Raw genomic sequence first — 22,734 nt, forward strand, 5'->3', positions numbered from 1 at the left:
AGCAAACTAATTTTCAGCTTTTCAATCATTCTCATCTCAGCAATCAGGAGCAGATCTTATGGAAATGATGATCGAAGATTTAATGGAACAACTGATCGAAATGGGTGGCTCAGACATGCACCTGACTGCTGGACTGCCCCCTTACTTTCGCATCAGTGGGCACCTTCAGCCGATTAGCGATCAGGTTCTTAATGCCGAAGAATGTCAGCGTTTGATCTTCAGCATGTTGAACAACAGCCAGCGCAAAATGCTAGAGCAAAACTGGGAGCTTGACTGCTCCTATGGTGTGCGCGGACTAGCACGATTCCGAGTGAACGTTTACAAAGACCGTGGAACCTATGCCGCTTGTTTGCGTGCTCTGAGTTCCAAGATTCCGAACTTTGAAAAGCTGAATCTTCCTGATGTCGTGCGAGAAATGTCTGAAAAGCCCAGAGGCTTGATTCTCGTGACAGGTCCAACCGGATCAGGTAAAACGACGACACTAGCGGCAATGATCGATTTGATTAACCGGACTCGTGCTGAGCATATTTTGACGATCGAAGACCCGATCGAGTTCGTCTACGAACCGATCAAGAGCCTCGTTCACCAACGCCAACTCGGTGAAGACACCAAGAGTTTTGCAAACGCACTCAAAGCTGCTCTCCGTGAAGATCCAGATATTGTCTTGGTCGGGGAAATGCGGGACTTAGAAACCATTTCACTGGCGATCTCTGCGGCGGAAACAGGTCACTTAGTCTTCGGAACGCTGCACACCAGTTCTGCGGCTCAAACCGTTGACCGGATGATCGATGTCTTCCCCTCTGAGCGTCAAACTCAAGTCCGAGTTCAGCTTTCCAATTCGCTCGTTGCAGTATTTAGCCAAACGCTGGTTCCTAAGAAGAATCCGAAACCGGGTGAATACGGACGAATCATGGCACAGGAAATCATGATCGTCACGCCAGCGATCGCGAACCTAATTCGTGAAGGAAAAACTGCTCAAATCTACTCCGCAATCCAAACCGGCGGAAAACTCGGAATGCAGACACTGGAAAAAGTCTTAGCAGATTTATACAAAGCTGGACAAATCACCTTTGAAGCCGCTGCCTCGAAGACTTCTCGCCCGGACGAACTTCAACGCTTAATTGGCGGAACGCCAAACGGAGCCGCCGCAGCCGTGAAGCGCTAATTTAACGCACCTCAAGTTCTCATCACCCCTACTGAACCGCCATGCCAACTTACGTTGCCCGCGTCCGAGACGCAAAAGGAAATGCCAAAAAAGAAAAAGTCATCGCCGATTCTCTGAGTGAAGCGCGATCGGCATTACGCGAACAAGGCTTGTTTGTCCAAGAACTCAAAGAAAATGAGAGTTTTGACATTAATGCGAGCTTTGCAAACTTCCAAACCTCAATGGTATCTGTCACTGTCAAAGATCGTGCCGTTTTTTCCCGTCAATTTGCTGCTCTTGTGAATGCGGGTGTTGCACTGGTGCGAGGTCTTGGTGTGTTGGCAGACCAATGTCCTAATCCAAAGCTGAAAAAAGCACTGATGGAAATTAGTTCGGATGTGCAGCAAGGGGTGAACCTGTCTGATGCAATGCGGAAACATCCTCAATGCTTTGATGGTTTGTACGTCAGTATGGTGCAGGCAGGAGAAACAGGTGGGGTACTGGATGAAGTGCTAAACCGCCTTGCTAAGCTGCTTGAGGATGTCGCTCGATTGCAGAACCAGATTAAATCGGCAATGAGCTATCCGGTGGTCGTTGGATTTCTCGCGACAGCAATTTTCTTAGGGATGACGATTTTCCTCATTCCGATTTTTGCTGGCATCTTTAAACAACTTGGAGGTGATCTACCTGCCTTCACTCAATTGATGTTAGACATTAGTGCGTTTCTTACAAGCCCAGCCGCGTTCAGCTTGTTGATCATTATTCCGTCGCTAATTTTTGCTTACAAGCAGTACTACAAAACTCGTGTTGGACGGGAAACGATGGATCGGTTTTTCCTGAAAATGCCGCTGTTCGGTGATTTGATTCAAAAAACTGCAACTGCAAGATTTTGTCGGACTTTTGGGGCGTTGACTCGTTCAGGGGTTCCGATTTTGACTTGTCTGGAGATTGTGCGAGACACCTCTGGTAATCAGATTGTGGCGAACGCGATCGATGAAGCCCGTAAAGAAATTCAAACAGGCGGCATGATCAGCATTGCGCTGCAAAAAGAACAAGTCTTTCCAGCGATGGCGATTCAGATGATCAGTATCGGTGAAGAAACCGGAGAGATCGATAAGATGCTGATGAAGGTTGCTGACTTCTATGAAGATGAAGTGGAACAAGCTGTGAAAGCTTTGACTAGCATCATGGAACCGATCATGATTCTATTTCTGGGCGGCATGGTGGGAAGTATTCTTGTTGCGATGTACTTACCAATGTTCGCGATTTTCGACAAGCTCGGTTAAATCGTCTAAAGTCACATTTTTGTTGATTTAGGTCAGATGAATAGGGCTTTTACTCCCTGACATCTGACCTTTACGGTTGATGGGATGTTATGGAAATTTCTGCTCAAAAAATTCAGTACGAGGAATTGCTGGCAACGTACAGTCATTCGATCGAAGCGATCGAGCTTCTGAAATGTCATCGTGTTTACCTCGAAATGATTCCGAGTATGCGGCGAGTTGAAGAGAGCGTGATTACTATTCCATTACCGATCGTGCGAATTCGTCACACCCAATCAACAGTGAATGCAACGAATGTCACAACAGTTGAACCTCAGCTTCTTCCCTGTGAACTCGCAATTTTGATGTGTGACCCAGAGTGGAAGATTAAAACCGGGAAAGAAATCTTCGTATTTATTCACCGACCGAACGAGGACTTTTCAGAGTTGCTGGGTCGATGGCGACAGACACAATTAATGCTAAGTAAAGACTACGAATGGCTATTACCACCTCGGTATCAACACTTTCTAAATGATGGGGCTGATAAAATCTACCCGCTTTTCGTGATATTCGAGGATACGCCTGAGCGGATAAAACGAGGATTAATCGGGGCACATTTGCCGTTTGCGATTCAAGGTAAAGCTGAGGGACTAGACGAATCGGAAACGCTGCAATCTAATCCAGTTGAAGAATAACTAAAAAGCTCCAGGCAAAAATGACTTGGAGCTTTCGATTTAACCTTTGTTTCGCTTCGCTTTCGCCTTCTGTTTGCGCCGATTCACGGTAATCATTGCGTGATCAACTGGAAAGCCAGCAACCGGAATCACTTGATATTTGCGCTCTTCTTCTAGCTGCTTCAACTCAGCGTAATTCACCCAATGAATGCAATCTACTGGACAAGTCTCGATCGCTTCTTGAATCAGTTCTTCAGAATCGCCATCTTGTCGAATGACTCGCGATCGACCATAATCCGGTTCGATGTAAAACGTATTTCGTGCCACATGAGCGCAATGTCTACAGCCGATACAAGTAATTTCATCGACGTAAACGCCGCGCTGTCGAAATGCTCCTCCCAACTCAGGTTCAAGACCCGATCGCCCTTCAGCTTCACGCAAGAACCCACCTAGTTCTGGCTCTAATCCAGAGCGCTCAGAAGTAGAGGAGAAATCTCCATCGGACGGTTGAAAGGAGTCAGACATCACGCGCTCCAGCGTTGTAGGACAAGACGAATTGAACCATCTTCATTCTTCTGCTGCTCGGAAACTTGGAAGCCTTTCTGAGTGCTTTCGTTCACGATCGTATGATACGCATAGCGTTGAGTGACTTTGCTCAAGAAGCGATCGACCGAGTTGTCGAGATTCCAGAATTGCAGGTCAGCGACCAGTTCGTATTCGTGACCGTTCCAGGCAAAACCGACATCGTAGCCATTGTTTTGTTCGATAACGACCTCGGCAGTTTGAGTCTGTCCGCGATAGCCCCGGACATCACGTGGACCCGATTTCCAGTCCATTCCGAGATCAGACAGTGCAGACTGCAAAGAGGTAAGATTACGGATTTGAGTTTTGATTTGGCTAAAATGTGACATGGCAAATGGTTACGATTCAAATTGTAAGGGGTGCAAACAAACTTACCAATCGCTATACGTCGCTTGGGTTTTTACAGTCTCAGACGGTTGAACAGGTTGGGCAAAGTATTCAGAAGTCTGCTCTTGGGTGATGACTCGACCCAGTTGAGCTTCGATCGCGGCAGTTACTTCCTCGCAGGATTTCCCCACAATTCCGGTTACTTTTTCTTGCACTCGACCGTCTGGATAAATGATGAACTCTAACGTTTCCATTCGCTTTGCCCAAGGTAAAAGTTATCGCGCAAAACAGCAATTTACTTAGAGGATAGATCCCAATTAAGACAATTGAAATTTACCTATTTTTAAGAACCTAGCTATTTCACCTTAAAACGTTACAGAACTTCGCAGCTAATAGAAGTAGTTTCTGATTAACTGTCAGTTTCGCTTAACTTCAGAATAGAGTCAAGATGAAAACCCATCGAAACGCTTTACATAAATATGTATTTATTTAAGGCTCATCTACTTCTATCGATAGGCTGATCGCCATTGAGGACAGACAGCTGTCTCAAGCTTGATATATGTCAGAGACATTTAAGTAATATCACGGACAAATTCGTATCTTTTATGAATGGCAAGAAGTAGCTTTTTTACATTGCTTAATATGAGGGGTTATACCCCATAGGAGTTTAAGAAGGAGTCAAGTAAAAATAGCTACAGTGAGTCAGCTCTTGTTCTACTTAGAACTTCTTAATCCATCATGGTGTCTTCTATCACGTCAGGAACTCTGTTACGGCAGCGGTATCTCATTAAGCAAGTCCTTGGTCAAGGCGGATTTGGGCGAACGTATCTTGCGATCGACCAAGAACGCTTTGATGAATTGTGCGTAATTAAGGAGTTCACTGTCCCGTATCAGGATGATGGATTAGTCGAAAAAGCCAAAACGCTATTTCAGCGGGAAGCCAGTACGCTCTACCAAATTCAACATCCCCAGATTCCTCGATTTTGGGCAGCATTCGAGAGTGACCAGCGGCTGTTTCTTGTTCAGGATTTTGTACAGGGGCAGACTTACCGGAACTTACTGCAAGCGCGGAGACAACAGGGACAGGCATTTTCGGAAGCTGAAATTTTGCACTTGCTGAATCACTTGCTGCCTGTACTGACTTATCTGCACGATCGGGATATTGTGCACCGCGACATCTCACCAGAGAACATCATTTTGAAAACGCCAGGAACCCGTGAAATGGTGATTCCGGCAGAAGCGACACCGACCACGAATCAAGGATTGCCGGTTCTAATTGACTTTGGAGCGGTGAAAGAAGCGGCAAGCCATTGGCCCATCATTTCAACGATTACACGGGTTGGGAAGGTTGGATATGCCCCACCCGAACAGTTACAAACCGGAAATGTTTCGCCTCACAGTGACTTGTATGCGTTGGGAGCAACTTGTTTAGTGCTGCTGACTGGACGAGAACCGCAATCGCTGTTAGATAGTCAAACTTTGGCTTGGCAGTGGCAACGTTACACACAGATCAGTGAAGGATTGGCAAACGTCTTTAGTCAAATGCTGGCACTGCATCCGAGCGATCGCTATCAGTCAGCACGAGAAGCTTGGGCGGACTTACAGCCCTTGATGGAAGGATCAGTGAAAAGCACCCTTCTGAATCCAATGGTGCAGCCTCCCGCATCGATTGATCGAGATATTGCACCTGCGGCACGAGACATCAGTCTCAAACGCACTGCTGCGACAATTAGAACCCAGCTTTTTATGACGAGCAATCCTGAGAATCGCGCTTCGGATACGCCTAAATCTGGTTTTTCCAGAAATCCTTCGAGGAAGGTGGCAATGATAAGTCGATGGGCTGTGCCTGCTGCGATCGCAACAAGTCTACTGGTTTCGACTGGGATTGGATTACATCTGTTTCAGATGACTGACCCGCTACCGAGTACACAGCAAATTAAGACAGATGCCCCATTTCGGAATGCTGAGGCGGTCAGCGATGGCAAGCCGAAACGAATTGAATTTGTACCTGGAGAAATCTCGGCAGTTGTGCAAGGAAACTTGGTCGAGCGGAATTTGCAGCCTTACATGATCGAGGCAGCTCAGGGACAAATCATGACTGTGACGATCGAGGGTGCTGGCGTGTCGATGAATTTGCTTCAGCAAAATGGGCAAGGGATTGATAATTCGTCGTATCAGGCTCGACGTTGGACGGGTCAGCTTCCGAAAAGCGAGAAATATACGATCGAAGTCACTGGAACGGGAGCCTACTCGTTAGATATAGCGATTACACCTGTTTCTCAGTTCATCGATTCTGACATTCAGCATGTTCGATTTGCTCGTGGTCAAAGCCAAACGACGGTAACTGGAGACATTGAGCCAAAACAGCCGCGCCGATATCTACTCAAGGCATCGGCGGGTCAAATCATGGCAGTTCGGGCGCTGAAAGGCGATGTATCTCTTGCTGTGACGGCTCCAAATGGTCAACGAATTAGCGGCAGTTCAGCAGAGACTCGGAACTGGAAGAATCGACTGCCGATGGATGGGGAATACACGATCGAAGTCTCCTCGAAACGGAAGCAGGATTTTGCTTTAGGATTCGAGATTTATTAGCGCTTGATTCACAGGTGATGAAGGGCGATCGTGTTGTGCGATCGCCTTTTTTTTATTGCGCTTCTAGGAAAGTTTGAACGACACCTTTAGGAGTCAGCCGTAAGCGAATCACAGGTGAACCGCTTCCTTTGATGGGAGAGACAAATTCCTGTCCGCTGACTGGAAAAGAAGCATCAAGCAAGCGACCCGCAGCTTCGCCAAGTGGCTCAATTCTATCGATCGTGCCATCGGGCTTGAGGGTAAGCCGATATTCGATGTCTTCGGTCATGCCTTGTGGCGGTTTCCAGTTTTTCTGGAAGAATGTTCTGACCTCTGCGACTTGAGGAATCGTTGTGCCTGCGGGGACAGGACGAGGCGCGTTTGCTTGCAGACTTGCGGCTGCGGGAGAAACGCTTCGGGCGATTTCAGTCGAATTTGAGGTAGGAGGAGCCGGAGCAGCATTGGGATTTGCTGAAATGGTTGGTTTGGAAGGCGTTTTTGTTTGATCTGGAATTGCAGCGACCGGAGCATCTTGCACTGGAATATTAATCTGAGGTGGGGGAGCACTAACCGGAGGCTCTTGTGAAACTCTGAGGCGGGGCGCTTGGTCGAGTTGAGGGGGAGTGGTCGTTGTTGCGCTGGGCGCGGGCACGGTGGTCGTTGGGGGAAGCGTTGTCAGCGGTGGGGGAGCGGTGGGTAGAGTCGCGATCGTATTGGGTGCAGGTGTGGTAGGTAGGGGCTGCACTGGGAGACGCTGATCGCTACTGCTAGCAGGTGGGTTCGCTGCGGTCTGAGTCGGTGCAGTTGGCTCAAAAACTTTTAGGGTGAGCGGCACACCAACACCGATCGCAGCGATTAAGCCTGCGGCGATCGTGCCCCAAGCAGGAGTGATCGTTTGCCAGCGAGGTTTCTCTAAATTTGGCAGTGTGGTGACATCAGCGGAACATTCATCAAGTGCGGTCGCGAGATCTGCGAGTTGAACTGCGCTCAGAGCTAGAACAGAGCCAGAAGATTCGTTGGCGAGTGTTCCAAGATGAAGTTCGTGCGAGATCAGTCCCTTGGGTTTCAGATAGATTCCAGCGGAATTCTGTTCGGACTGAGTGAGAAAGTCGGTGACGGGTTCGGCAACTCCGATCGAGGATTGAGTGCTGAAGCGGCTGGATTGACTGAGAAAGTTTTGGACGTAGTGGCTGACCGCATCGGTGAGACTTTGGAGTTGATTGCGATCGCCCCTGACGGTGATCCATTGGTCCTCGCTGACTCGTGGATCGTCGAAGCTGAGTTTGAAGCGGAGATGTTTGAGGACAGATTGCCCCATCCAGCGGGAAAGCGGTGAATCTTTCGCGGCAATCTCTAGGGTGCAGGTCGGTGGGGTGTAACGTCGGATAACAGAGGTAGGTGAGGACATGGGTTCAAAGGTTGAGCGCGTCAGTTCGGAGGATTGGGCAGGGAACGATCAAGCAAAGTCAGCCAAAGCCGTCGAACGCCTTGGGGGCTGCCGTAAAAGAGCAGATCGATTAAAAGTTTAAGCGCGAGATGGGTAAGATCATCGGTGGAAGCCATCTCTCCATGTTCCATGCGCTCTTGATAGGTGTTGTGGAAGGTGTCCAGGTAGTTGCCTAAGAGAGCGGCTTGGTGGGGTTCGCGATTTTGTTCGGTCAGTTGTTCGAGGAGGGCAACGGCACGACGAATCAGTTCATTCTGTTGTTTTGCCAGGTGACAGATGATCAGGGTAAGGGCGCGGGCTTCATCGACATCGAGTTTTTTGCGTCCGCCTTGTCCTTTACGCAAGGGACTCGATTGGCGCAGCCGCCAGAGAGAGACACGATCGCTAATCATCGATTCCAGATTGAGTTCAGAGGCAGCTTGGAGCATGGCTTCTGAGGAGAGATTGGCGATCGCTTCGAGTGCCAGCAAAATGAGATCCAGTTGGGCTTTGATGTTGTCCAATTGGTCGGGGTTGGGCTGGCGGGAAAGATGCGGGTCTTCCCAGTTGGAGGGAGAGGCGGTTGGCTGCACGATCGAGGTCATAGATTCAGCGTATATAGACACCCGGACGATGGGTGGATGGTTACAGGTCTTGAAACAGCGACTCGCTAATTTTCAATTTGTTTCCTCGCCTAAATTCAACCACAAATCAGGCTAGGGACAGGAACGAATCAAAAACTTCTGCCGTTAGTTAGAGATTGATTAGGGTTTGGGTGAGGAAATAGGCGATCGCAGCACTTGAAATTGGGACGGTTAGGTTATCAATGCCGAATTTGGAAAAGGCTTCGAGAGTTGCGGCACTTAATCCGATGACGATCGAGATCAGCCAAATTTCCCAGAGATTACCGATCGTGAATAAAAGGATTAAAGCGCAAACGGTAAAACTGATGAGCGCCATTGCGCCTGAGCCTTCCCAACTTTTTTTCATGTCCCAAAGTCGGTAAGTGTGTTTTCCGAAGCGTTGACCGATGAGTGCGGCGAATCCATCACCCCAAGTCATCACAAGAATCCCGATCGCTGCATATTGCGGTTGAGCGATCGACCAAAACCACGCCACCAAAACGCCGATACTCACCGCATAGAAGAACGTTCCGAAGCTTTTCCGCCCGATGCTGTTGATGTTTGGAAGAATCGGAATGTAGTAGGAAATGAGGGCAACTGCACTAAATAAAATCGAGGCACTCACGCCCAGCCACATCGGAGTATTGAGCCACCAGGCAAGCAAAATCACGTTTCCTGTGCCGATGTGAACGACTTTGCGAACCAGTTCGTTATTGCCTGTAGCACGATTGACAATTTCAGCACATAAGCCAACGATCGACAGCCAGAAAAGGACGATCGCAATTTGTCCGAATAGAGAATGAATCCAGCTAGAAATCACAAGTTTCCATCTAACCCGATGTCTTAACTCTATCGGGTTTTGAGGTCAGAGAGAATCGTCCAAGCGCCAAAGCGATCGCCGTAATACGCCAGAATTTTTTCAACCTGCGATCGAGCCTGAGAATCGTTGGGGTTAGAAAATTCGATCTCTAAACTTTCGATTTGTGAAAGCGTGTACTCAAACTGTTGAGAAGTCTGTGGAGTCAAGCGAGTTTGAACCCCATCGACTTGAGTTAAATGAACTGCAACTTCTCGATAAACTGCCAGCGGTAGGGTTGGATTCTGAACTGAATAACTCACGTCGATGCCCCATTTCCATTCGGATTGTACGGCGGTAACGTGCAGCAATTCACTTCATCAAGGCAAACTTTACCCCACTGCAACGCCCAACGAACGAGCGCGACTCGATTTTCAGTCTCGGTCTTCGTCAGAATATTGCTGATGTGATTGTCTACTGTACGCTTACTGATTTCGAGCTTTTCCGCAATGTCTTGATTGGTTAAGCCAGCGGCGACTAATTCAATAACCTGCAACTCGCGTTCTGAAAGAGGCGCTTGTGCTTGAGATTCACCGTCTGACATAAGGATATCCCTACGCTGTGTATATGTACTTATCGCTAATTCTATTCTAGGTGGAAATGCTCAATTCGCAAATCGAATCTCTAATAGAAACGATTGAAGCTGAAGGGATTTGGACGAATCCACATTGATTTGAGGAAAATCGTTAGACTAAGAGAAGCTTATATCTAGAAGGGTTTGAGGCGGATCATGCAGCATCCGAAATCAGGTTCCGTATCTTCAGAACGCCGCACGTTGAATTATCAGGAGCCGTACCCCTGTCCGATTTGTCGGCATGGACAGGTAGAAGGATTGACGCTAATGGATGCGTTTGCGTGTAATTTTTGCCGCCATATCTTCACTGCAAACTTAAAAGAACAAACGGTGCACGTCGAGGATAGTTCGCAACCGATGACGTGGCGATGGAACGGGCGCAAGTGGCAGGCGGCGAATCAGACGGATTTGGATTTGTCGATTGTCATTTGGATCGTTGGAATTGCGCTGGTGCTCTTGCCGCCGAGCTTGATTTGGCTTCCGGCTCAGATTTTTGTACCACTTGAGGGGAGTTCAGGAAATTGGTTTCCGATGTTTTGGATTGGGTTAACGTTTTTCTGTCACTTTGCGTTTGTGGGTTGGCTGATGGCAGAACATTATCAATTGCCGTTTTATGTGGCGGGAAAAATTAGGATTCGACGCTGGTTAGAGCGGTTTAGCAACTAGCGGAAAACGCGGCTGAGGTCGAGAACGAATCCGGGCAAAACTGTTTCACCAGAGAGCGTGGCGGGATTTTGTAGGGTTTCGACGGGCTGACCTTGGCGGTAGATTTTGACTTGCTTTGTGATTGGATCGAGCAGCCCGCCCAAACGTACGCCATTCTCCATGTACTCTTGCATTTTGGCTTCTAGATCTTCGAGGTCGTCGGTTCGAGATCGTAGTTCAATCACGAAATCAGGCGCGATCGGTGGAAATCGTTCTTGTTGTTCTAGGGTTAAAGCGTTCCAGCGATCGTTGGTGATCCAAGCAACATCAGGAGAGCGTTTTGCGCCGTTCGGTAGCTGAAATATGGTTGAAGAGTCAAATCCTTCACCAAGTTGAGTCTGCTCAACCCAAATTCCAAATAGGGTGGTCAAACTAAAATTTCGTTTTCCAGAACCTCCGCCTGTTGGGGGCATAACAATTAACGCTCCTTCTGCCGTGGATTCGATTCTAAGGTCTGGATTTTGTTGGCAGAACTTGTAAAATTCGTCATCGGTTAGCTCGATCGTAGGACGGAGATTGATCACTAAGGCAGTCATGGGTTGCCTCGCTGAATTGATATCTGTAGCGTAGCAAGAAGGGTCGCGAAAGCATTGGGAGATTGTAGAAAACGATACTTTTAACGATCGCTTCCCGCTCGCAGAATTTGCTCGGCTGTCAGTTGTAGGTCTGGAAACGTGGGAGACAAAACATAATCGCTTCCTCGAAATTCGCTCGATCGATAAACACCATTCTCAAGTCTCAGCACCGTAACAACTTCTCGACTCGGATCGACCTGCCAGAATTCCGCAATGCCTCGCGCTGCATACTCGCGGGGTTTCTCGACATAATCGCGATCGTAATTTGCGCTTCCGACGTTGCCCGGTGAAACCACTTCGACGACGAGATCCGGAGGAGGCATCTCTGCACTGATCAAATCGCTTTTTGCTCCTTCTAGTGCATCGGCGCATTCAGGAGACAGCACCATAAAATCAGGTTGGCGTGCGGTGACTTCCTGGCTGCTCACAGCGATCTGTGTTCCAATCACCAGTAGTTCTGTCGGTAGCCCGAATCGAAGAAAAGCACCAAATAGGAATGATGCAATCTTGCGATTTTGTCTACTTTCTTGAGGCAAAGCGATCAACTCCCCATTCACCAACTCGTAACGGGTATCTGTCCCGTCGTCATAGTCAAGATATTCTTCGATCGTTCTAAAGCGTGGTTTGGCTTGTGTCATGGCGTTAATTCGTTAGAACAGACTCCGTAAGCTCGATCGCGCTTAGTCCAAAAATGTTGGCTTGCTTATCTTCCCGCTCTCAAAATTTGCTCGGCTGTCAGTTGTAGGTCTGGAAACGTGGGAGACATAACGCGATCGCTTCCTCGAAATTCGCTCGATCGATAAATCCCGTCTTCAAGATTCAACACCATCACGACGACTCTAGGTCGATCGATCCTCCAGAACTCAGGAATTCCTCGTGCTGCATACTCGCGTGGCTTCTCAACGTAATCGCGCTGATAATTATCGCTACTCGCTTTACCAGGCGAAACGATTTCGATCACCAGCGAGGGGGTTGGCATTCCTGCTCTAATCACATCGCTGTCAGCCTCTTCTGGAAGTGCGTCTAATGCGTTTGCACACTCCTGAGATAGGACAACCAAATCAGGCTGCCGCGCAGTCACTTTACGGCTTGTGACTTCAATTTGTGCCCCAATGGTGAGCAGGTCTGATGCAATGCCCAGTTTAAGGAACGCCTCGAATAGAAATGAAGCGATTTTATGGTTTCGTCTACTTTCAGGGGGCAATTCCACTAACTCTCCATCAACTAACTCGTAACGGGTATCTGTTCCGTCGTCATAATCGAGATATTCTTCGATCGTTCTAAAGCGTGGTTTGGCTTGTGTCATGGCATTAGTCGGTGAGAACAGACTCGGCAAGCTCGATCGGTAAACCTACAAGAGATTTCACCCGCAATTCTTGGTAAAACTCATCTTGCGATAATTCCACTTTGGATTGGGCAGAAAGTAGCAATAGCGCCCAGAATACGCCCACTCGTTCATAGTTTTCTGAATGATGCGGCTCAATTTTATTATTGCGTTCTTGGACGGCGACCCAGAATTCTAGAACGAGTTCAAAATCGATCCAGTCTTGTCCTTTTGAGACATCTGACCAATGATCCGCGAAAAAACCTTCGATCGCGACTGCCATTTCAGAAAGGTTTTCTTCGTGTGCTAGAGCCGCGATCGCTTTAACCGCTTCGGCTCTCGGAATCTTTGTCCGTTTGAGTTTAGCGCGTGGCTCTTTTTCTTCTAAAGCCGTGGCAATAATTTGCAGTTGTTCGATTAATTCTTTGAGCGTTACTCGGCGGCGTTGAGGCGGTTGGGCGACGGCTCTTCGACGAAGTTGGCGTTCTAGATTGAGAGGTAAAGCGGTTTGGGTGAATTCGTCGAGGAATTCATCGCCTTCGGGAAATTCTGGAAGCTCGGGAGTGGTATCGACTTGAGCCAGCGTATTTGCTTTGAGGAGCAGCAACATCGACGCATACAAAAAGGCTTGCCCTGACTGGGAGAGATTCGCTTCGTAGAGTTCTCGTCCGGTTGCAGGAGCAAGCTCACTGAGAAAGCGATCGATCACATCAATCACTTTCACATCCCACGGGTCAATTTCGCCGCGTTCAGCTAGATCAATTAAAAGCGCGATCGCGTCTTCAGCAAGAGAAACTGGCATAAAGGGAGGGAGTTAGCGAATCTTGACCCGTGCGAAATAAACGGCAGCCAGCACAATAAAGGCTAATAGGGTCAATGGTACACAAAAACTCCAGTCTCGACTCGTTAAGCCGTCCAGATTTTCCATCTATTGAGCGTAAATTTCTCGCGATTCGGCATCTTGAACGGTTTGGGCAGCGGGTAAAAGGCGCTGTTGTTCTTCGAGTTCGGCTTTGTAGCGCTCTAAATCGTCTTCGAGTTCGTGGATTCGGTCTTCGCGCACCGTCACTTCCTTGCGAATTTCAACAGTTTTTTGAACCTGTGACCAAACGCTAAAGACCCACGCTAAAACGGCTCCGATTCCGGCAGCTAAGATTAGCTCGATCGATAACGGGGCTTGAAACTGAATGTCTTTTACTAAGTGAATCACAGCGGGTTCTGTGTTCTCAATGCCAAATAAAACTAGCGCTAAACAAATCACGAAAATGATTACGAAGTTAACTTGTCTCATCGTTACTGCTCCAAATCACGCCGCTAGTTTAGCAAGATCCGTTTCAATTCGATGTAAAGAAAATCTAATCAAGCGGGGGGAGGGAGTTCTTTTTCGGGTGGAATGACGATCGAGGGTTCAGGATGACGGATTGCATCGATCGTGCCTTTGATTGTGCCTGCGATCGGAACTGCGACAATGATTCCGAGAATGCCTGCCACTTGTAATCCAATCAGCAAGGCGATGAAAATCCAGAGCGGATTTAGACCTGTGAAATCGCCCATGATTTTTGGAGCGAGGAGATTATCGCGAATTTGCTGAAGGATGACGCAAGCGATCGCAACTTGCAAGGCTAACCACCAATTTTGGAGCGCAACAATTAACGTCACTAATCCAATTCCCAATGCTGCGCCAATAAATGGAATAACTTCAGCAACACCAATAATTAATGCGAAAACAAGCGTAAATGGAACTTTCAAGGCAGTAAAAACAGGAATGACTGCTAAAGCCATAAATAACGCTAGGAGGATTTGACTCAAGAAGAAATTATGAAAATTCTTGCGTAGAGAATCGCCGAATGGAACTCCAAATTTAGGTGGAATGAGATGAAGTAATCCGTGCCAAAGTTGTGCCCCGTATAGCAGCATATAAAAGGCTAAAACAATCACTAGGATTGTGTCTACTAATCCGGTTAGTGTTCCTAATGCGAGTCCTAATGCCTGAGGCGCAAAGTTTTGAATTTGGTTCTCAATTTGTGTACTTAATCGACCTCCGAAACCTTTAATGTCGATCGGGTAATTTCGTTCTCTTGCCCAATTATCCCAAGCATCTAAATTTTGACGACTCGCTTCAAGCGATCCGGGAATTTTTTCTAAAAGTTGCGTCGTTTGCGCTAATAGAATCGGCATTAATGTGGTCGTAAGAATCGCTAAAAGCGCGATCGTAATCAGAATCACAATGACGATCGCACCTTGTCGTTTAATTCCGACTTGCTGAAAGGCTCGAACCGGATAATTGAGCAAAAATGCCAGAATTGCAGAAATTGTTAAAACCGCAATCAAATGATCAAAATACGCAAAGAGTTGACTCAATAGCCAAACGTTCAAAGCGACGATTGGACCAATCAAGCCGATGATTAACCATCGCTGCAAATCTTGTGAACGACGCGCCATAGTGGTTTAGATTGCTGGTTTTGCCGCAGGCGGTAATTGTTGGTTTTTGAAATAGATACCAGCCGCTACGATCGCGATGACAATCACGGTTCCAATTCCAAGTGGGCTAGGCATCCAAAATGCAGTTTCAATATGATTCTGTTGTCCGGGTTGGAGTGTCCAAATCACTCGCTTTCCATCCCGACGAACGGCGCTATTTTTGGCTGAGCTACTTGCTCCCCAAGGTGCATTCACGCTAAATTGCAGTTCGAGAAGTGAACTCGGATTGACTAAAACATTGCCATCGGGAGCCGTGACACCGAGCGATCGTAAATCGACATCGTAAATTAATCGAGTCCGTTCAAATAAGATGAAATTTCCTTGTTTGACTTGTAATTTAGAATCAATTTTTGGTAGCTCTAACGGTTTCTTATTCCGAATCTTTTTCGCGAGTTCTGCACTGAAATATTGATTAAATTTCTTCTCTAAATCTTGTCCGCTACTAAACGGAATGGTGGCTAAAACTTCTTGATTTGAAAGTCTTTGAGTTTTGCCTTGTAATCGTTTGACTCGCTGATCGATATTTGTAAGCCACGTTTGAGCCGTACCACTCGTGAACGTGGATAAGCGATCGTCGAGTTGAATTCGCTGAACGATCGCCCCCCGATTTGGACTCTCAAACTGAATCCCAACATCGTAATTGACACAGCCAGAAGTGACGAGTGCGACAAATAGAAGAACGATGCAGGTTTTGAACCATCGAGTGAATTTCACAAACATATCAGGGGGCGATCGAATCAGCGCTTTCTATGATGGCTCACGATGGGCGATCGTGGACAATTCGCTTCATGGAATTCAAGGAACTAGGCTGCAACTTGTTCCACTGCGTTCATATCGACGGGTGCCCCTTCTTCAACCATTTGCGTCATCTTGCCGCCTTTACTGATGAAGCTTTGCATCGAGGCAAGCATCGCATCGACTTTGCGCGATCGCCATTCGTCGATCAAACTCTGAGTCTGACGCGCTCCGTATCTGCGCTCCATTGCTTCACGCAAATAAGCCGCATGTCCAGTTTCATCCTGTGCGACGCTCAGGATGCCTTTCTTCAGATTCGTGCTGACTGCATCGTCAGGTAACGCATTCGCAATTCTCACGAAGTCTTTGCTGGCATCGAGTTCGAGAATGTAAGTGCTTGCCATAAACACGCTCCACTCAATATTCTCAGGCTTTAATTGCTCCTGAGAATAGCCTTTGAAGTAAGCACCGAAGAAGGGGCTACGTTGTTCGCTTGGATTGCCTTCGATCTCTCGTTCGCGCATTTTGCTGAAGTCCATCACTTTGCGATCGAGTTGTTTCAACCCGTGAGCAAAGATTTGACCGTGGCGTTTTTCGTCGCTGGCGTGGCGATCGAGTCTTTCAGCCAGCCAGGTTTCGCCTTCAGAAGCAGCACGATCGCGTAGAGCTTGCAGAAACGGAACGGCTCCTGATTCTGCCATTTGGAAGCCTGCGAGGACATTGGGACGAGTTTTAGCGTCACGAATGCTGCTAGAGAGGACGTAAGCACTCGCGCCGGAACCGACAATGTGAAGAACTTGAGTTAAAAGATTCATGAGTGAGGTTTGAAAGTCTTACTGGTCATGGTAACGTGCGATTTCAGTTCCGAAATCCCCTTTGTTAAGCAATATAAATTCGTGAGCAGAGGTACATTTTTAGCAGAATGAAAAAGCGAAAATACTGAGATTCACATAGGTTATCGAGATGTTCACTGTCGGAAATTGGCGCAAAACCTTAGAGGCGATTTGTATTCCGATCGCTGCCCTCCTCTTTTCGCTGGTTTTGTTCGGGGTCTTCTGCTTTGCGGCGGGTGCAAATCCGTTTGAAGTTTACGGAGCAATTTACCAAGCGGCATTTGGAAGCTGGTCATCGTTTCAGAATTCACTGATTCGTGCGGCTCCGTTGATGTTGACTTCGCTGTGTACGGCGTTGCCTGCTCGATTGGGGCTGGTGATTATCGGGAATGAGGGCGCATTAGTGATTGGTGGAATTGCAGCGACGATCGTGGGATTATCTGCGATTAATCAAGCGCCTGCAACTATCACCCAAGCTTTAATGGCGATCGCGGGAATGTTCGGTGGCGGAATTTGGATCGGAATCGTGGGAGCGTTGCGCCATTATCGCGGCGTGAATGAAACGATTAGTAGTTTGCTGATGAACTATATTGCGATCGCGCTTCTAAATCATCTGGTCGGTGGTCCGATGCGCGATCCGAGTTCGCTCAATAAACCTTCGAGCTATGCGATTCCAGATCTCGATCGTCTTGGCACGATTCCATTTTTGCCCAGAGTTCACTACGGTTTGATCTACGGCATTATTGCTTGTGTAATTGCGTACTTTCTGATTCAGCGTACGACGTTTGGATTTGCTGCACGAACCGCAGGCGGGAATATTAAAGCTGCGAGAATTGCGGGGCTTCCGGTCGGACAATTGACGCTGGCAATTTGTTTTCTAGCCGGATCTTGTGCAGGACTGGCGGGAATGGTGGAAATTGCCGCAGTCCATGGACGGGCGAATGAATCGCTGAATGCGAACTATGGCTATTCGGGAATTTTGGTCGCGTTTGTGGCGCGGAATAACCCGATCGCAGCGGGTCTAATCGCGATTTTATTTGGTGGAATTCTTGCAAGTGGCAGCATTCTACAGCGGCGATTAGATCTACCCGATGCCACCGTGTATGTTTTACAAGGATTAGTGTTCTTAGTGGTGCTGTATAGCGAGTCGCTGTATGGACGGTTCAAAATCTTCAAAGAACCAGAGCCGAAAATGCCCGTATCATCAGCCGTTCAGGGAGGTTAAACGACATGGCAACAGAAGCACTGGGATGGTGGGGAGTGCCTTTAGCGATCGTGGCTGGAACGCTACGAGGCAGTGCACCCTTTTTGTTTGTCAGTTTGGGCGAATGTTTGACCGAGAAAAGCGGCAAGATTAATCTCGGTTTGGAAGGGAATTTATTGATGGGAGCAATGAGCGCGTATGCTGTGGCGTATTTGGCTCAGGGAACCGTGGGGAGTGCTGTTTCTCCTTGGCTCGGTGTGCTGGCGGCGGGACTGGCTGGAATGCTTCTCGCGTTCATTCATGCTTGGTTATCTCAACAGCCGAAGGTGAATGACGTGGCGGTTGGGATTGCGATGATTATTTTCGGGAGCGGATTGGCGTTCTTTTTAGGAAAGCCGTTTATTCAACCGTCTGCACCCGCGTTACCGTCTATTGGGCTTGGCGATTGGAGTTCGATTCCGCAGATTCAGCAGACGTTTCGGATTAATTTATTGTTTGTGTTGGGAATTGCGATCGCGCCTTTGATGAATTGGTTTTTCAAAGCGACGCGCTGGGGATTGTTCGTTCGAGCCGTGGGCGATAATCCTGAAGCAGCTTTGGCGATGGGAATTTCAATTAAAAAAGTTCGGATGCTGTGCATTATGGCGGGCGGATTTTTAGCGGGAATTGGGGGCGCGTATTTGTCGCTGTATTATCCCGGAAGTTGGTCGGAGCGGATTTCGAGCGGACAAGGGTTGATGGCGGTCGCGCTGGTGATTTTTGCTCGGTGGAATCCGATTCAGTGTTTGTGGGCTTCGATGTTGTTTGGCGGCGCACAATCGATCGGACCTGCTTTGCAAGGGGTGGGGATTGACACTGGATATTATTTATTCAATGCGGCTCCGTATGTGTTGACGCTGCTTATTATGATTTTGACTTGCTCACCAAAACGGACGATTTCGGGCGCTCCCGGCGCATTGGGGACATTGAATTGATCGCTGCGTTTGCGAATTCGGAAAGCCCCCTAAATCCCCCACGAGTGGGGGGCTTGAAGACAAGAGAGTTTAAATTTCTCAAAGTCCCCCCAGAATGGGAGATTTAGGGGGCAGAAGCCGCTAACAACGAAGCCAAAAACTGTCGAAATGAATCATCGATCGCACATCACAAATTCAACCATATGACCACTGCAACTGAACCTTCAATTTTGGACACTCAACAATCGCCGCCACTGCTCGAAGTCCGGGAAATGACCAAACGGTTTGGATCGTTTACCGCACTCGATCGCGTTTCGATGACGCTCAAACCCGGAACATTCCATGCACTGTTGGGCGAAAACGGGGCGGGAAAAAGTACGCTCGTGAAGTGCATTATGGGGTTTTATACGCCGACGAGCGGCAAGGTGCAACTGGACGGACAGGATTGTACGATCGCTTCTCCTCGCGATGCCCAAAAATACGGGATCGGCATGGTGTATCAGCATTTCACCTCAGTTCCAGCGATGACGGTCGCGGAAAATTTGATCATTGCTCGATCGGGCGGCAATCTCGTGATCAATTGGAAAGCCGAAATCGAAAAACTCTCGGCATTTATGCAAACTTCGCCGTTTCAATTGCCTCTGGATGCTCTGGTGTCTCAACTGGCAGCAGGCGAAAAACAAAAGCTTGAAATTCTCAAACTGCTTTATCTCAAGAGCAAGATTCTGATTCTCGATGAGCCGACTTCGGTTCTAACACCGAGTGAAGCTGATGAAATTCTCGGACTGCTGCGAGAACAGGTGAGCGCAGGACAATTAAGCGTTTTGCTGATTAGTCATAAAATGCGTGAAGTCACGGGCTTTACTGATGAAATTACCGTTTTACGGCGCGGTAAATTAGCGGGAACAGGCAGCATGAGCGTTCTCACGGTTCCTGACATTACCGAAATGATGATGGGTGAACGACGCGAACCGCAACCCGTCGAAAAAGTCCCACACGATAACCCAGTTCCAGTGCTGGAAGTTCAGAATCTTCATGCTGATAAAGATAATGGACTCGAAGGCGTGGCAGGCGTAAATTTGAATGTTCATAGCGGCGAAATTGTTGGAATTGCGGGCATCTCAGGCAACGGACAGCGGGAATTTGTCGAAGTCTTGGCGGGACAGCGATCGCTGACTTCTGGACAAATTCTCGTCAACGGGGAAATCTACCAAGCCACACGATCGCAGATGTTCCAACATGGCGTATTCGTTCTACCTGAAGAACCGCTCAAAAATGCCTGTGTCCCTCACATGAGCGTGGCGGAAAATTTGGCGCTGCGAACCTTCGATCGACCCCCCCAATCCAAAGGTCTACTGCTGATTTTCAAAGCGATTCGCGAAGCGGCTCAAGGACTCATCCAACAGTTCCGCATCAAAACGCCATCTCCAGAAACCCCAGTGCGAGACTTATCAGGCGGAAATGTGCAGCGAACTGTTCTAGCACGAGAGCTTTCCTCCAATCGCGTCAAGCTACTCATCACGGCAAACCCCTGCTTTGGTCTAGATTTTGCGGCAGTTGAAGATATTCACAATCAGATTCTGGAAGCGCGAAATCGGGGTGTTGCGGTGCTCTTAGTCAGCGAGGACTTAGATGAACTGCTGAAATTGTCCGATCGCATTCTAGTGATTAGCGGCGGTAAATTTCTATACGAAAGTTCAATTGACAAAGCCGACTTCAATGCGATCGGACGCAGTATGACTGGGCACTAATAAGGAAGTCACACAGCGATTTTGTAAAAACTTTACGAAATCACTGACTTCCTTACTGAGTTTCCTCTATGAAATCGTTCGCTCAGATTTGGCTTCCGATCGCAGTCTTTTCGCTTTCACTTTTCGGACAACCGCAACTTGCCGCCCAAACTCCCACGCTCGTTCAAGAAAGCGCCGAAAGTCACCGCGCCTTTGATCAAGGAATGCGACACCTCCGCAATCGCAGCTATCAAAACGCGATCGCAGAATTTAACCGCGCCATCCAACTCGATCCCAACTTCAAAGAGGCATACAGCGGACGCGGACTCGCACAACTTCAAAGCGGACAATTACCGCAAGCGCTAGACAGCTACAACCGGATTCTGCAAATTGATCCCAAAGCCGCCATCGCGTATTCAGGATTGGCACTGGTGCGATCGCGTTTAGGCGACGAACGCCAAGCGAGACTTGATACTGAAAAAAGTGCGGCGTTGATGGCAGAGCAAACCACTCGACATCTCTATCACAGCGACTTAAGTCTGCTTGAACTTTCGATCGCGACCGCTGGACAAACTCCGCAAGGCGATGTCTGGAAGTTGATTGAACAAGGATATCGCCAAATTGATGCCCAAAATTTTCGAGCTGCGTTAAATACGTTCAATCAAGCGGTTGAGTTATTGCCATCGGGATCGGCACGTCCTTATGTTGATCGAGGAGTTGCCTATCTCTGGATGCAGGATTATCGCTCGGCGATCGCTGATTTTTCCACTGCAATCCGGTTCAATCCGTTCTACATCAAAGCCTATGAGTATCGCGCTCGTGCTCATGAACGGATGGGACAAACTCAAGCCGCAAGAGCCGATATGCAGAGAGCGATCAATCTTGCTCGTCAGTTTGGTGCTCAGGCAATGTATCAGGAATTGACTCGCCAGCAAGCAAGACAGTGATTCACTTCCCAAGTTGAGTTTTGAATGCTTGATAGTCTCGCTCAACTTGGGCGGCATACGATCGTGCATATTCCATCACTTCCGAATGCCATTCTGGAGCAGTGGCAGCGAACTCGATTAGATCGTCTGCGATCGCAGATTTTTGTCGCCCTGTACTTCGCATTTGTCCCCAAGCGGTCACTTCTGCCATCGTTTTGATTACTTTTTTCAGGCGTTTAATCTTGCCGTCTTTGCTTTCGAGATTGACGCGATCGGCAGTCGGTTGCAATTCTCGCAGCACATAAGGCTGATTCTGAATCACCAACGGCGTTAATAAAGCAGGCGGAGATTCTTGAAATCGATCTTGAATCGCTGTAATTCGTTCGGCTTCGTTGCTCCAATTCGGTTGAGGATAGGGTGTATAGGGTCGCAGGGAAGAGGAGCGTGATGCTTTGAGATCAAGCAAGTAATTCTGATTTGGGGAACCGTTGCCCTCGACTAAAATCACATAGCGATCGAGTCCCAAACTTCCAGTTCCAGCAATCCGGTGCATCACATCGAGAACCGTATAAAATTTTAGATTTTCTTGAGATTCGGCATATTTCGCAATCGCATCTTTCACCCTTTGCCGTTGGTCTTCGGTTGCGGGTGTCGTTTTGCCATCGATGAGTTTTAGCGATCGTTGTTTGCCTTTGAGTTCCGTACGCTCATCTAGAAAATCTTTACGTTTGCGCGTTTTCAATTGAGTGAGTAACTCTTTGACAAGTCCCGTTGAAACCTCATTATGAATGGTTCGATCTTTCCCGCTTGACAGTTCTTTGGTATAGATTTCGAGAAAATACTGGCAAAGCTCGATCGCGTCTTCATCACTGATATTCAGGGCATGAGCACCGACGATCGTACTAATGATCAGTCGCGAAATGTCCCAGGTACAGGGCGCTAACAGCGATTCATCGAAATCATTCACATCGAAATAAACTAAGCGATCGTCACCCTTAAACGTGCCAAAATTCTGCAAATGCAAATCGCCACAACTCCAAACCGGAGGAGCCGATCTAAACACACCTTCAACGGGCAAATCTTGATAAAACAAATGACAAGTTCCACGCAGAAACACAAACGCATCTTTTGACATCGCTTTGTATTTCAGCTTCAACAGTTCAGGGTCGCGCCCTTGATTGAATTCGATAATTCGATCGACAACAGTTTGACTTGACATCTACGGGAAC

26 protein-coding genes are annotated in these 22,734 nt (G+C 48.0%); 9 read left to right on the forward strand and 17 right to left on the reverse strand.

Annotated elements, in window-relative coordinates; translation table 11 throughout:
• Positions 1 to 58: 58 nt before the first annotated feature.
• The 3 genes from NIES2104_RS13445 (at position 59) to NIES2104_RS13455 (ending at position 3,101) form a co-directional block, all read left to right on the forward strand.
• A complete protein-coding gene (locus NIES2104_RS13445) occupies positions 59 to 1,165 on the forward strand; it encodes a type IV pilus twitching motility protein PilT (RefSeq protein ID WP_058998686.1) in 1,107 nt (368 codons plus the stop codon).
• Between the two features lie 41 nt (positions 1,166 to 1,206).
• Complete coding sequence (locus tag NIES2104_RS13450) at positions 1,207 to 2,430, forward strand: type II secretion system F family protein (protein ID WP_058998687.1); 1,224 nt, start codon at positions 1,207 to 1,209, stop codon at positions 2,428 to 2,430.
• 89 nt (positions 2,431 to 2,519) lie between these two features.
• The gene (locus NIES2104_RS13455; RefSeq protein ID WP_058998688.1) at positions 2,520 to 3,101 is read left to right on the forward strand and encodes a hypothetical protein; all 582 of its coding nucleotides are present in this window, start codon (positions 2,520 to 2,522) and stop codon (positions 3,099 to 3,101) included.
• A 39-nt stretch (positions 3,102 to 3,140) separates the two neighbouring features.
• Here the strand turns inward: NIES2104_RS13455 and NIES2104_RS13460 are convergent, their stop codons facing one another.
• Genes NIES2104_RS13460 through NIES2104_RS13470 form a run of 3 tightly spaced genes read right to left on the reverse strand, consistent with a single transcriptional unit; the run spans position 3,141 to position 4,243 of the window.
• The gene (locus tag NIES2104_RS13460) at positions 3,141 to 3,605 is read right to left on the reverse strand and encodes a ferredoxin (protein ID WP_058998689.1); all 465 of its coding nucleotides are present in this window, start codon (positions 3,603 to 3,605) and stop codon (positions 3,141 to 3,143) included.
• Positions 3,605 to 3,991, reverse strand: coding sequence for a DUF1257 domain-containing protein (locus NIES2104_RS13465; RefSeq protein WP_058998690.1), 387 nt, complete (start codon positions 3,989 to 3,991; stop codon positions 3,605 to 3,607). Before NIES2104_RS13465 ends, NIES2104_RS13460 begins: the two co-directional genes overlap by 1 nt.
• Before the next feature lie 42 nt (positions 3,992 to 4,033).
• Positions 4,034 to 4,243 (reverse strand): DUF2997 domain-containing protein, encoded by a 210-nt coding sequence (locus tag NIES2104_RS13470; protein ID WP_058998691.1) that lies wholly within the window; start codon positions 4,241 to 4,243, stop codon positions 4,034 to 4,036.
• A 484-nt stretch (positions 4,244 to 4,727) separates the two neighbouring features.
• On the opposite strand from NIES2104_RS13470, the gene NIES2104_RS13475 reads away from it, so the two are divergent.
• On the forward strand, positions 4,728 to 6,581 hold the full coding sequence (locus NIES2104_RS13475) for a serine/threonine-protein kinase (protein ID WP_058998692.1): 1,854 nt from the start codon (positions 4,728 to 4,730) through the stop codon (positions 6,579 to 6,581).
• A gap of 52 nt (positions 6,582 to 6,633) precedes the next feature.
• Here the strand turns inward: NIES2104_RS13475 and NIES2104_RS13480 are convergent, their stop codons facing one another.
• The 5 genes from NIES2104_RS13480 to NIES2104_RS13500 all read right to left on the reverse strand — a co-directional run bounded on the left by NIES2104_RS13480 (position 6,634) and on the right by NIES2104_RS13500 (position 10,009).
• A complete protein-coding gene (locus tag NIES2104_RS13480; protein ID WP_072218065.1) occupies positions 6,634 to 7,968 on the reverse strand; it encodes a DUF4335 domain-containing protein in 1,335 nt (444 codons plus the stop codon).
• Between the two features lie 20 nt (positions 7,969 to 7,988).
• Positions 7,989 to 8,591, reverse strand: a complete 603-nt coding sequence (locus NIES2104_RS13485) for a DUF3038 domain-containing protein (RefSeq protein ID WP_058998694.1) — start codon at positions 8,589 to 8,591, stop codon at positions 7,989 to 7,991.
• A 148-nt stretch (positions 8,592 to 8,739) separates the two neighbouring features.
• Positions 8,740 to 9,429, reverse strand: a complete 690-nt coding sequence (locus tag NIES2104_RS13490; RefSeq protein WP_082689987.1) for a diacylglycerol/polyprenol kinase family protein — start codon at positions 9,427 to 9,429, stop codon at positions 8,740 to 8,742.
• A 29-nt stretch (positions 9,430 to 9,458) separates the two neighbouring features.
• Positions 9,459 to 9,728, reverse strand: coding sequence for a hypothetical protein (locus NIES2104_RS13495; RefSeq protein ID WP_058998696.1), 270 nt, complete (start codon positions 9,726 to 9,728; stop codon positions 9,459 to 9,461).
• Complete coding sequence (locus NIES2104_RS13500) at positions 9,725 to 10,009, reverse strand: response regulator transcription factor (protein ID WP_058998697.1); 285 nt, start codon at positions 10,007 to 10,009, stop codon at positions 9,725 to 9,727. The genes NIES2104_RS13495 and NIES2104_RS13500 overlap by 4 nt, the downstream gene beginning before the upstream one ends.
• Before the next feature lie 186 nt (positions 10,010 to 10,195).
• On the opposite strand from NIES2104_RS13500, the gene NIES2104_RS13505 reads away from it, so the two are divergent.
• Entirely contained in the window at positions 10,196 to 10,705 is a 510-nt protein-coding gene (locus NIES2104_RS13505; RefSeq protein WP_058998698.1) for a hypothetical protein, read from the forward strand.
• Here the strand turns inward: NIES2104_RS13505 and NIES2104_RS13510 are convergent.
• The 8 genes from NIES2104_RS13510 to NIES2104_RS13545 form a co-directional block, all read right to left on the reverse strand.
• Complete coding sequence (locus NIES2104_RS13510) at positions 10,702 to 11,280, reverse strand: Uma2 family endonuclease (protein ID WP_058998699.1); 579 nt, start codon at positions 11,278 to 11,280, stop codon at positions 10,702 to 10,704. The two genes, NIES2104_RS13505 and NIES2104_RS13510, sit on opposite strands and share 4 nt — an antisense overlap.
• 80 nt (positions 11,281 to 11,360) lie before the next feature.
• Positions 11,361 to 11,957, reverse strand: coding sequence for a Uma2 family endonuclease (locus NIES2104_RS13515; protein ID WP_058998700.1), 597 nt, complete (start codon positions 11,955 to 11,957; stop codon positions 11,361 to 11,363).
• 65 nt (positions 11,958 to 12,022) lie between these two features.
• Positions 12,023 to 12,625 carry a Uma2 family endonuclease gene (locus NIES2104_RS13520; protein WP_058998701.1) on the reverse strand — a complete coding sequence of 201 codons (603 nt, stop codon included), beginning with the start codon at positions 12,623 to 12,625 and terminating at the stop codon, positions 12,023 to 12,025.
• Positions 12,626 to 12,629: 4 nt separating this feature from the next.
• A complete protein-coding gene (locus NIES2104_RS13525; RefSeq protein ID WP_058998702.1) occupies positions 12,630 to 13,445 on the reverse strand; it encodes a segregation/condensation protein A in 816 nt (271 codons plus the stop codon).
• 126 nt (positions 13,446 to 13,571) lie between these two features.
• Positions 13,572 to 13,934 (reverse strand): LapA family protein, encoded by a 363-nt coding sequence (locus tag NIES2104_RS13530; RefSeq protein ID WP_058998703.1) that lies wholly within the window; start codon positions 13,932 to 13,934, stop codon positions 13,572 to 13,574.
• Between the two features lie 68 nt (positions 13,935 to 14,002).
• Complete coding sequence (locus NIES2104_RS13535; protein ID WP_058998704.1) at positions 14,003 to 15,085, reverse strand: AI-2E family transporter; 1,083 nt, start codon at positions 15,083 to 15,085, stop codon at positions 14,003 to 14,005.
• 6 nt (positions 15,086 to 15,091) lie between these two features.
• The gene (locus NIES2104_RS13540) at positions 15,092 to 15,838 is read right to left on the reverse strand and encodes a DUF3153 domain-containing protein (RefSeq protein WP_192843581.1); all 747 of its coding nucleotides are present in this window, start codon (positions 15,836 to 15,838) and stop codon (positions 15,092 to 15,094) included.
• Between the two features lie 89 nt (positions 15,839 to 15,927).
• Entirely contained in the window at positions 15,928 to 16,674 is a 747-nt protein-coding gene (locus tag NIES2104_RS13545) for a hypothetical protein (RefSeq protein WP_058998706.1), read from the reverse strand.
• 148 nt (positions 16,675 to 16,822) lie between these two features.
• On the opposite strand from NIES2104_RS13545, the gene NIES2104_RS13550 reads away from it, so the two are divergent.
• The 4 genes from NIES2104_RS13550 (at position 16,823) to NIES2104_RS13565 (ending at position 21,526) form a co-directional block, all read left to right on the forward strand.
• Positions 16,823 to 17,917, forward strand: coding sequence for an ABC transporter permease (locus NIES2104_RS13550; protein ID WP_058998707.1), 1,095 nt, complete (start codon positions 16,823 to 16,825; stop codon positions 17,915 to 17,917).
• A gap of 5 nt (positions 17,918 to 17,922) precedes the next feature.
• Positions 17,923 to 18,870 carry an ABC transporter permease gene (locus NIES2104_RS13555; RefSeq protein WP_058998708.1) on the forward strand — a complete coding sequence of 316 codons (948 nt, stop codon included), beginning with the start codon at positions 17,923 to 17,925 and terminating at the stop codon, positions 18,868 to 18,870.
• 182 nt (positions 18,871 to 19,052) lie between these two features.
• Positions 19,053 to 20,600, forward strand: coding sequence for an ABC transporter ATP-binding protein (locus NIES2104_RS13560; protein ID WP_058998709.1), 1,548 nt, complete (start codon positions 19,053 to 19,055; stop codon positions 20,598 to 20,600).
• Between the two features lie 68 nt (positions 20,601 to 20,668).
• Positions 20,669 to 21,526, forward strand: coding sequence for a tetratricopeptide repeat protein (locus tag NIES2104_RS13565; protein WP_058998710.1), 858 nt, complete (start codon positions 20,669 to 20,671; stop codon positions 21,524 to 21,526).
• Position 21,527: 1 nt separating this feature from the next.
• Here the strand turns inward: NIES2104_RS13565 and NIES2104_RS13570 are convergent, their stop codons facing one another.
• A complete protein-coding gene (locus tag NIES2104_RS13570) occupies positions 21,528 to 22,724 on the reverse strand; it encodes a DUF2252 domain-containing protein (protein WP_058998711.1) in 1,197 nt (398 codons plus the stop codon).
• Positions 22,725 to 22,734 lie beyond the last annotated feature (10 nt).

The organism is Leptolyngbya sp. NIES-2104 (assembly GCF_001485215.1).
GTDB lineage: Bacteria > Cyanobacteriota > Cyanobacteriia > Leptolyngbyales > Leptolyngbyaceae > Leptolyngbya.

Bases quoted from the DNA above. Each gene is read 5' to 3' on its own strand.
- NIES2104_RS13445 (WP_058998686.1), top strand. From the start codon at position 59: ATGGAAATGATGATCGAAGATTTAATGGAACAACTGATCGAAATGGGT.
- NIES2104_RS13450 (WP_058998687.1), top strand. From the start codon at position 1,207: ATGCCAACTTACGTTGCCCGCGTCCGAGACGCAAAAGGAAATGCCAAA.
- NIES2104_RS13455 (WP_058998688.1), top strand. From the start codon at position 2,520: ATGGAAATTTCTGCTCAAAAAATTCAGTACGAGGAATTGCTGGCAACG.
- NIES2104_RS13460 (WP_058998689.1), bottom strand. From the start codon at position 3,605: ATGTCTGACTCCTTTCAACCGTCCGATGGAGATTTCTCCTCTACTTCT.
- NIES2104_RS13465 (WP_058998690.1), bottom strand. From the start codon at position 3,991: ATGTCACATTTTAGCCAAATCAAAACTCAAATCCGTAATCTTACCTCT.
- NIES2104_RS13470 (WP_058998691.1), bottom strand. From the start codon at position 4,243: ATGGAAACGTTAGAGTTCATCATTTATCCAGACGGTCGAGTGCAAGAA.
- NIES2104_RS13475 (WP_058998692.1), top strand. From the start codon at position 4,728: ATGGTGTCTTCTATCACGTCAGGAACTCTGTTACGGCAGCGGTATCTC.
- NIES2104_RS13480 (WP_072218065.1), bottom strand. From the start codon at position 7,968: ATGTCCTCACCTACCTCTGTTATCCGACGTTACACCCCACCGACCTGC.
- NIES2104_RS13485 (WP_058998694.1), bottom strand. From the start codon at position 8,591: ATGACCTCGATCGTGCAGCCAACCGCCTCTCCCTCCAACTGGGAAGAC.
- NIES2104_RS13500 (WP_058998697.1), bottom strand. From the start codon at position 10,009: ATGTCAGACGGTGAATCTCAAGCACAAGCGCCTCTTTCAGAACGCGAG.
- NIES2104_RS13505 (WP_058998698.1), top strand. From the start codon at position 10,196: ATGCAGCATCCGAAATCAGGTTCCGTATCTTCAGAACGCCGCACGTTG.
- NIES2104_RS13510 (WP_058998699.1), bottom strand. From the start codon at position 11,280: ATGACTGCCTTAGTGATCAATCTCCGTCCTACGATCGAGCTAACCGAT.
- NIES2104_RS13515 (WP_058998700.1), bottom strand. From the start codon at position 11,957: ATGACACAAGCCAAACCACGCTTTAGAACGATCGAAGAATATCTTGAC.
- NIES2104_RS13520 (WP_058998701.1), bottom strand. From the start codon at position 12,625: ATGACACAAGCCAAACCACGCTTTAGAACGATCGAAGAATATCTCGAT.
- NIES2104_RS13525 (WP_058998702.1), bottom strand. From the start codon at position 13,445: ATGCCAGTTTCTCTTGCTGAAGACGCGATCGCGCTTTTAATTGATCTA.
- NIES2104_RS13530 (WP_058998703.1), bottom strand. From the start codon at position 13,934: ATGAGACAAGTTAACTTCGTAATCATTTTCGTGATTTGTTTAGCGCTA.
- NIES2104_RS13535 (WP_058998704.1), bottom strand. From the start codon at position 15,085: ATGGCGCGTCGTTCACAAGATTTGCAGCGATGGTTAATCATCGGCTTG.
- NIES2104_RS13545 (WP_058998706.1), bottom strand. From the start codon at position 16,674: ATGAATCTTTTAACTCAAGTTCTTCACATTGTCGGTTCCGGCGCGAGT.
- NIES2104_RS13550 (WP_058998707.1), top strand. From the start codon at position 16,823: ATGTTCACTGTCGGAAATTGGCGCAAAACCTTAGAGGCGATTTGTATT.
- NIES2104_RS13555 (WP_058998708.1), top strand. From the start codon at position 17,923: ATGGCAACAGAAGCACTGGGATGGTGGGGAGTGCCTTTAGCGATCGTG.
- NIES2104_RS13560 (WP_058998709.1), top strand. From the start codon at position 19,053: ATGACCACTGCAACTGAACCTTCAATTTTGGACACTCAACAATCGCCG.
- NIES2104_RS13565 (WP_058998710.1), top strand. From the start codon at position 20,669: ATGAAATCGTTCGCTCAGATTTGGCTTCCGATCGCAGTCTTTTCGCTT.
- NIES2104_RS13570 (WP_058998711.1), bottom strand. From the start codon at position 22,724: ATGTCAAGTCAAACTGTTGTCGATCGAATTATCGAATTCAATCAAGGG.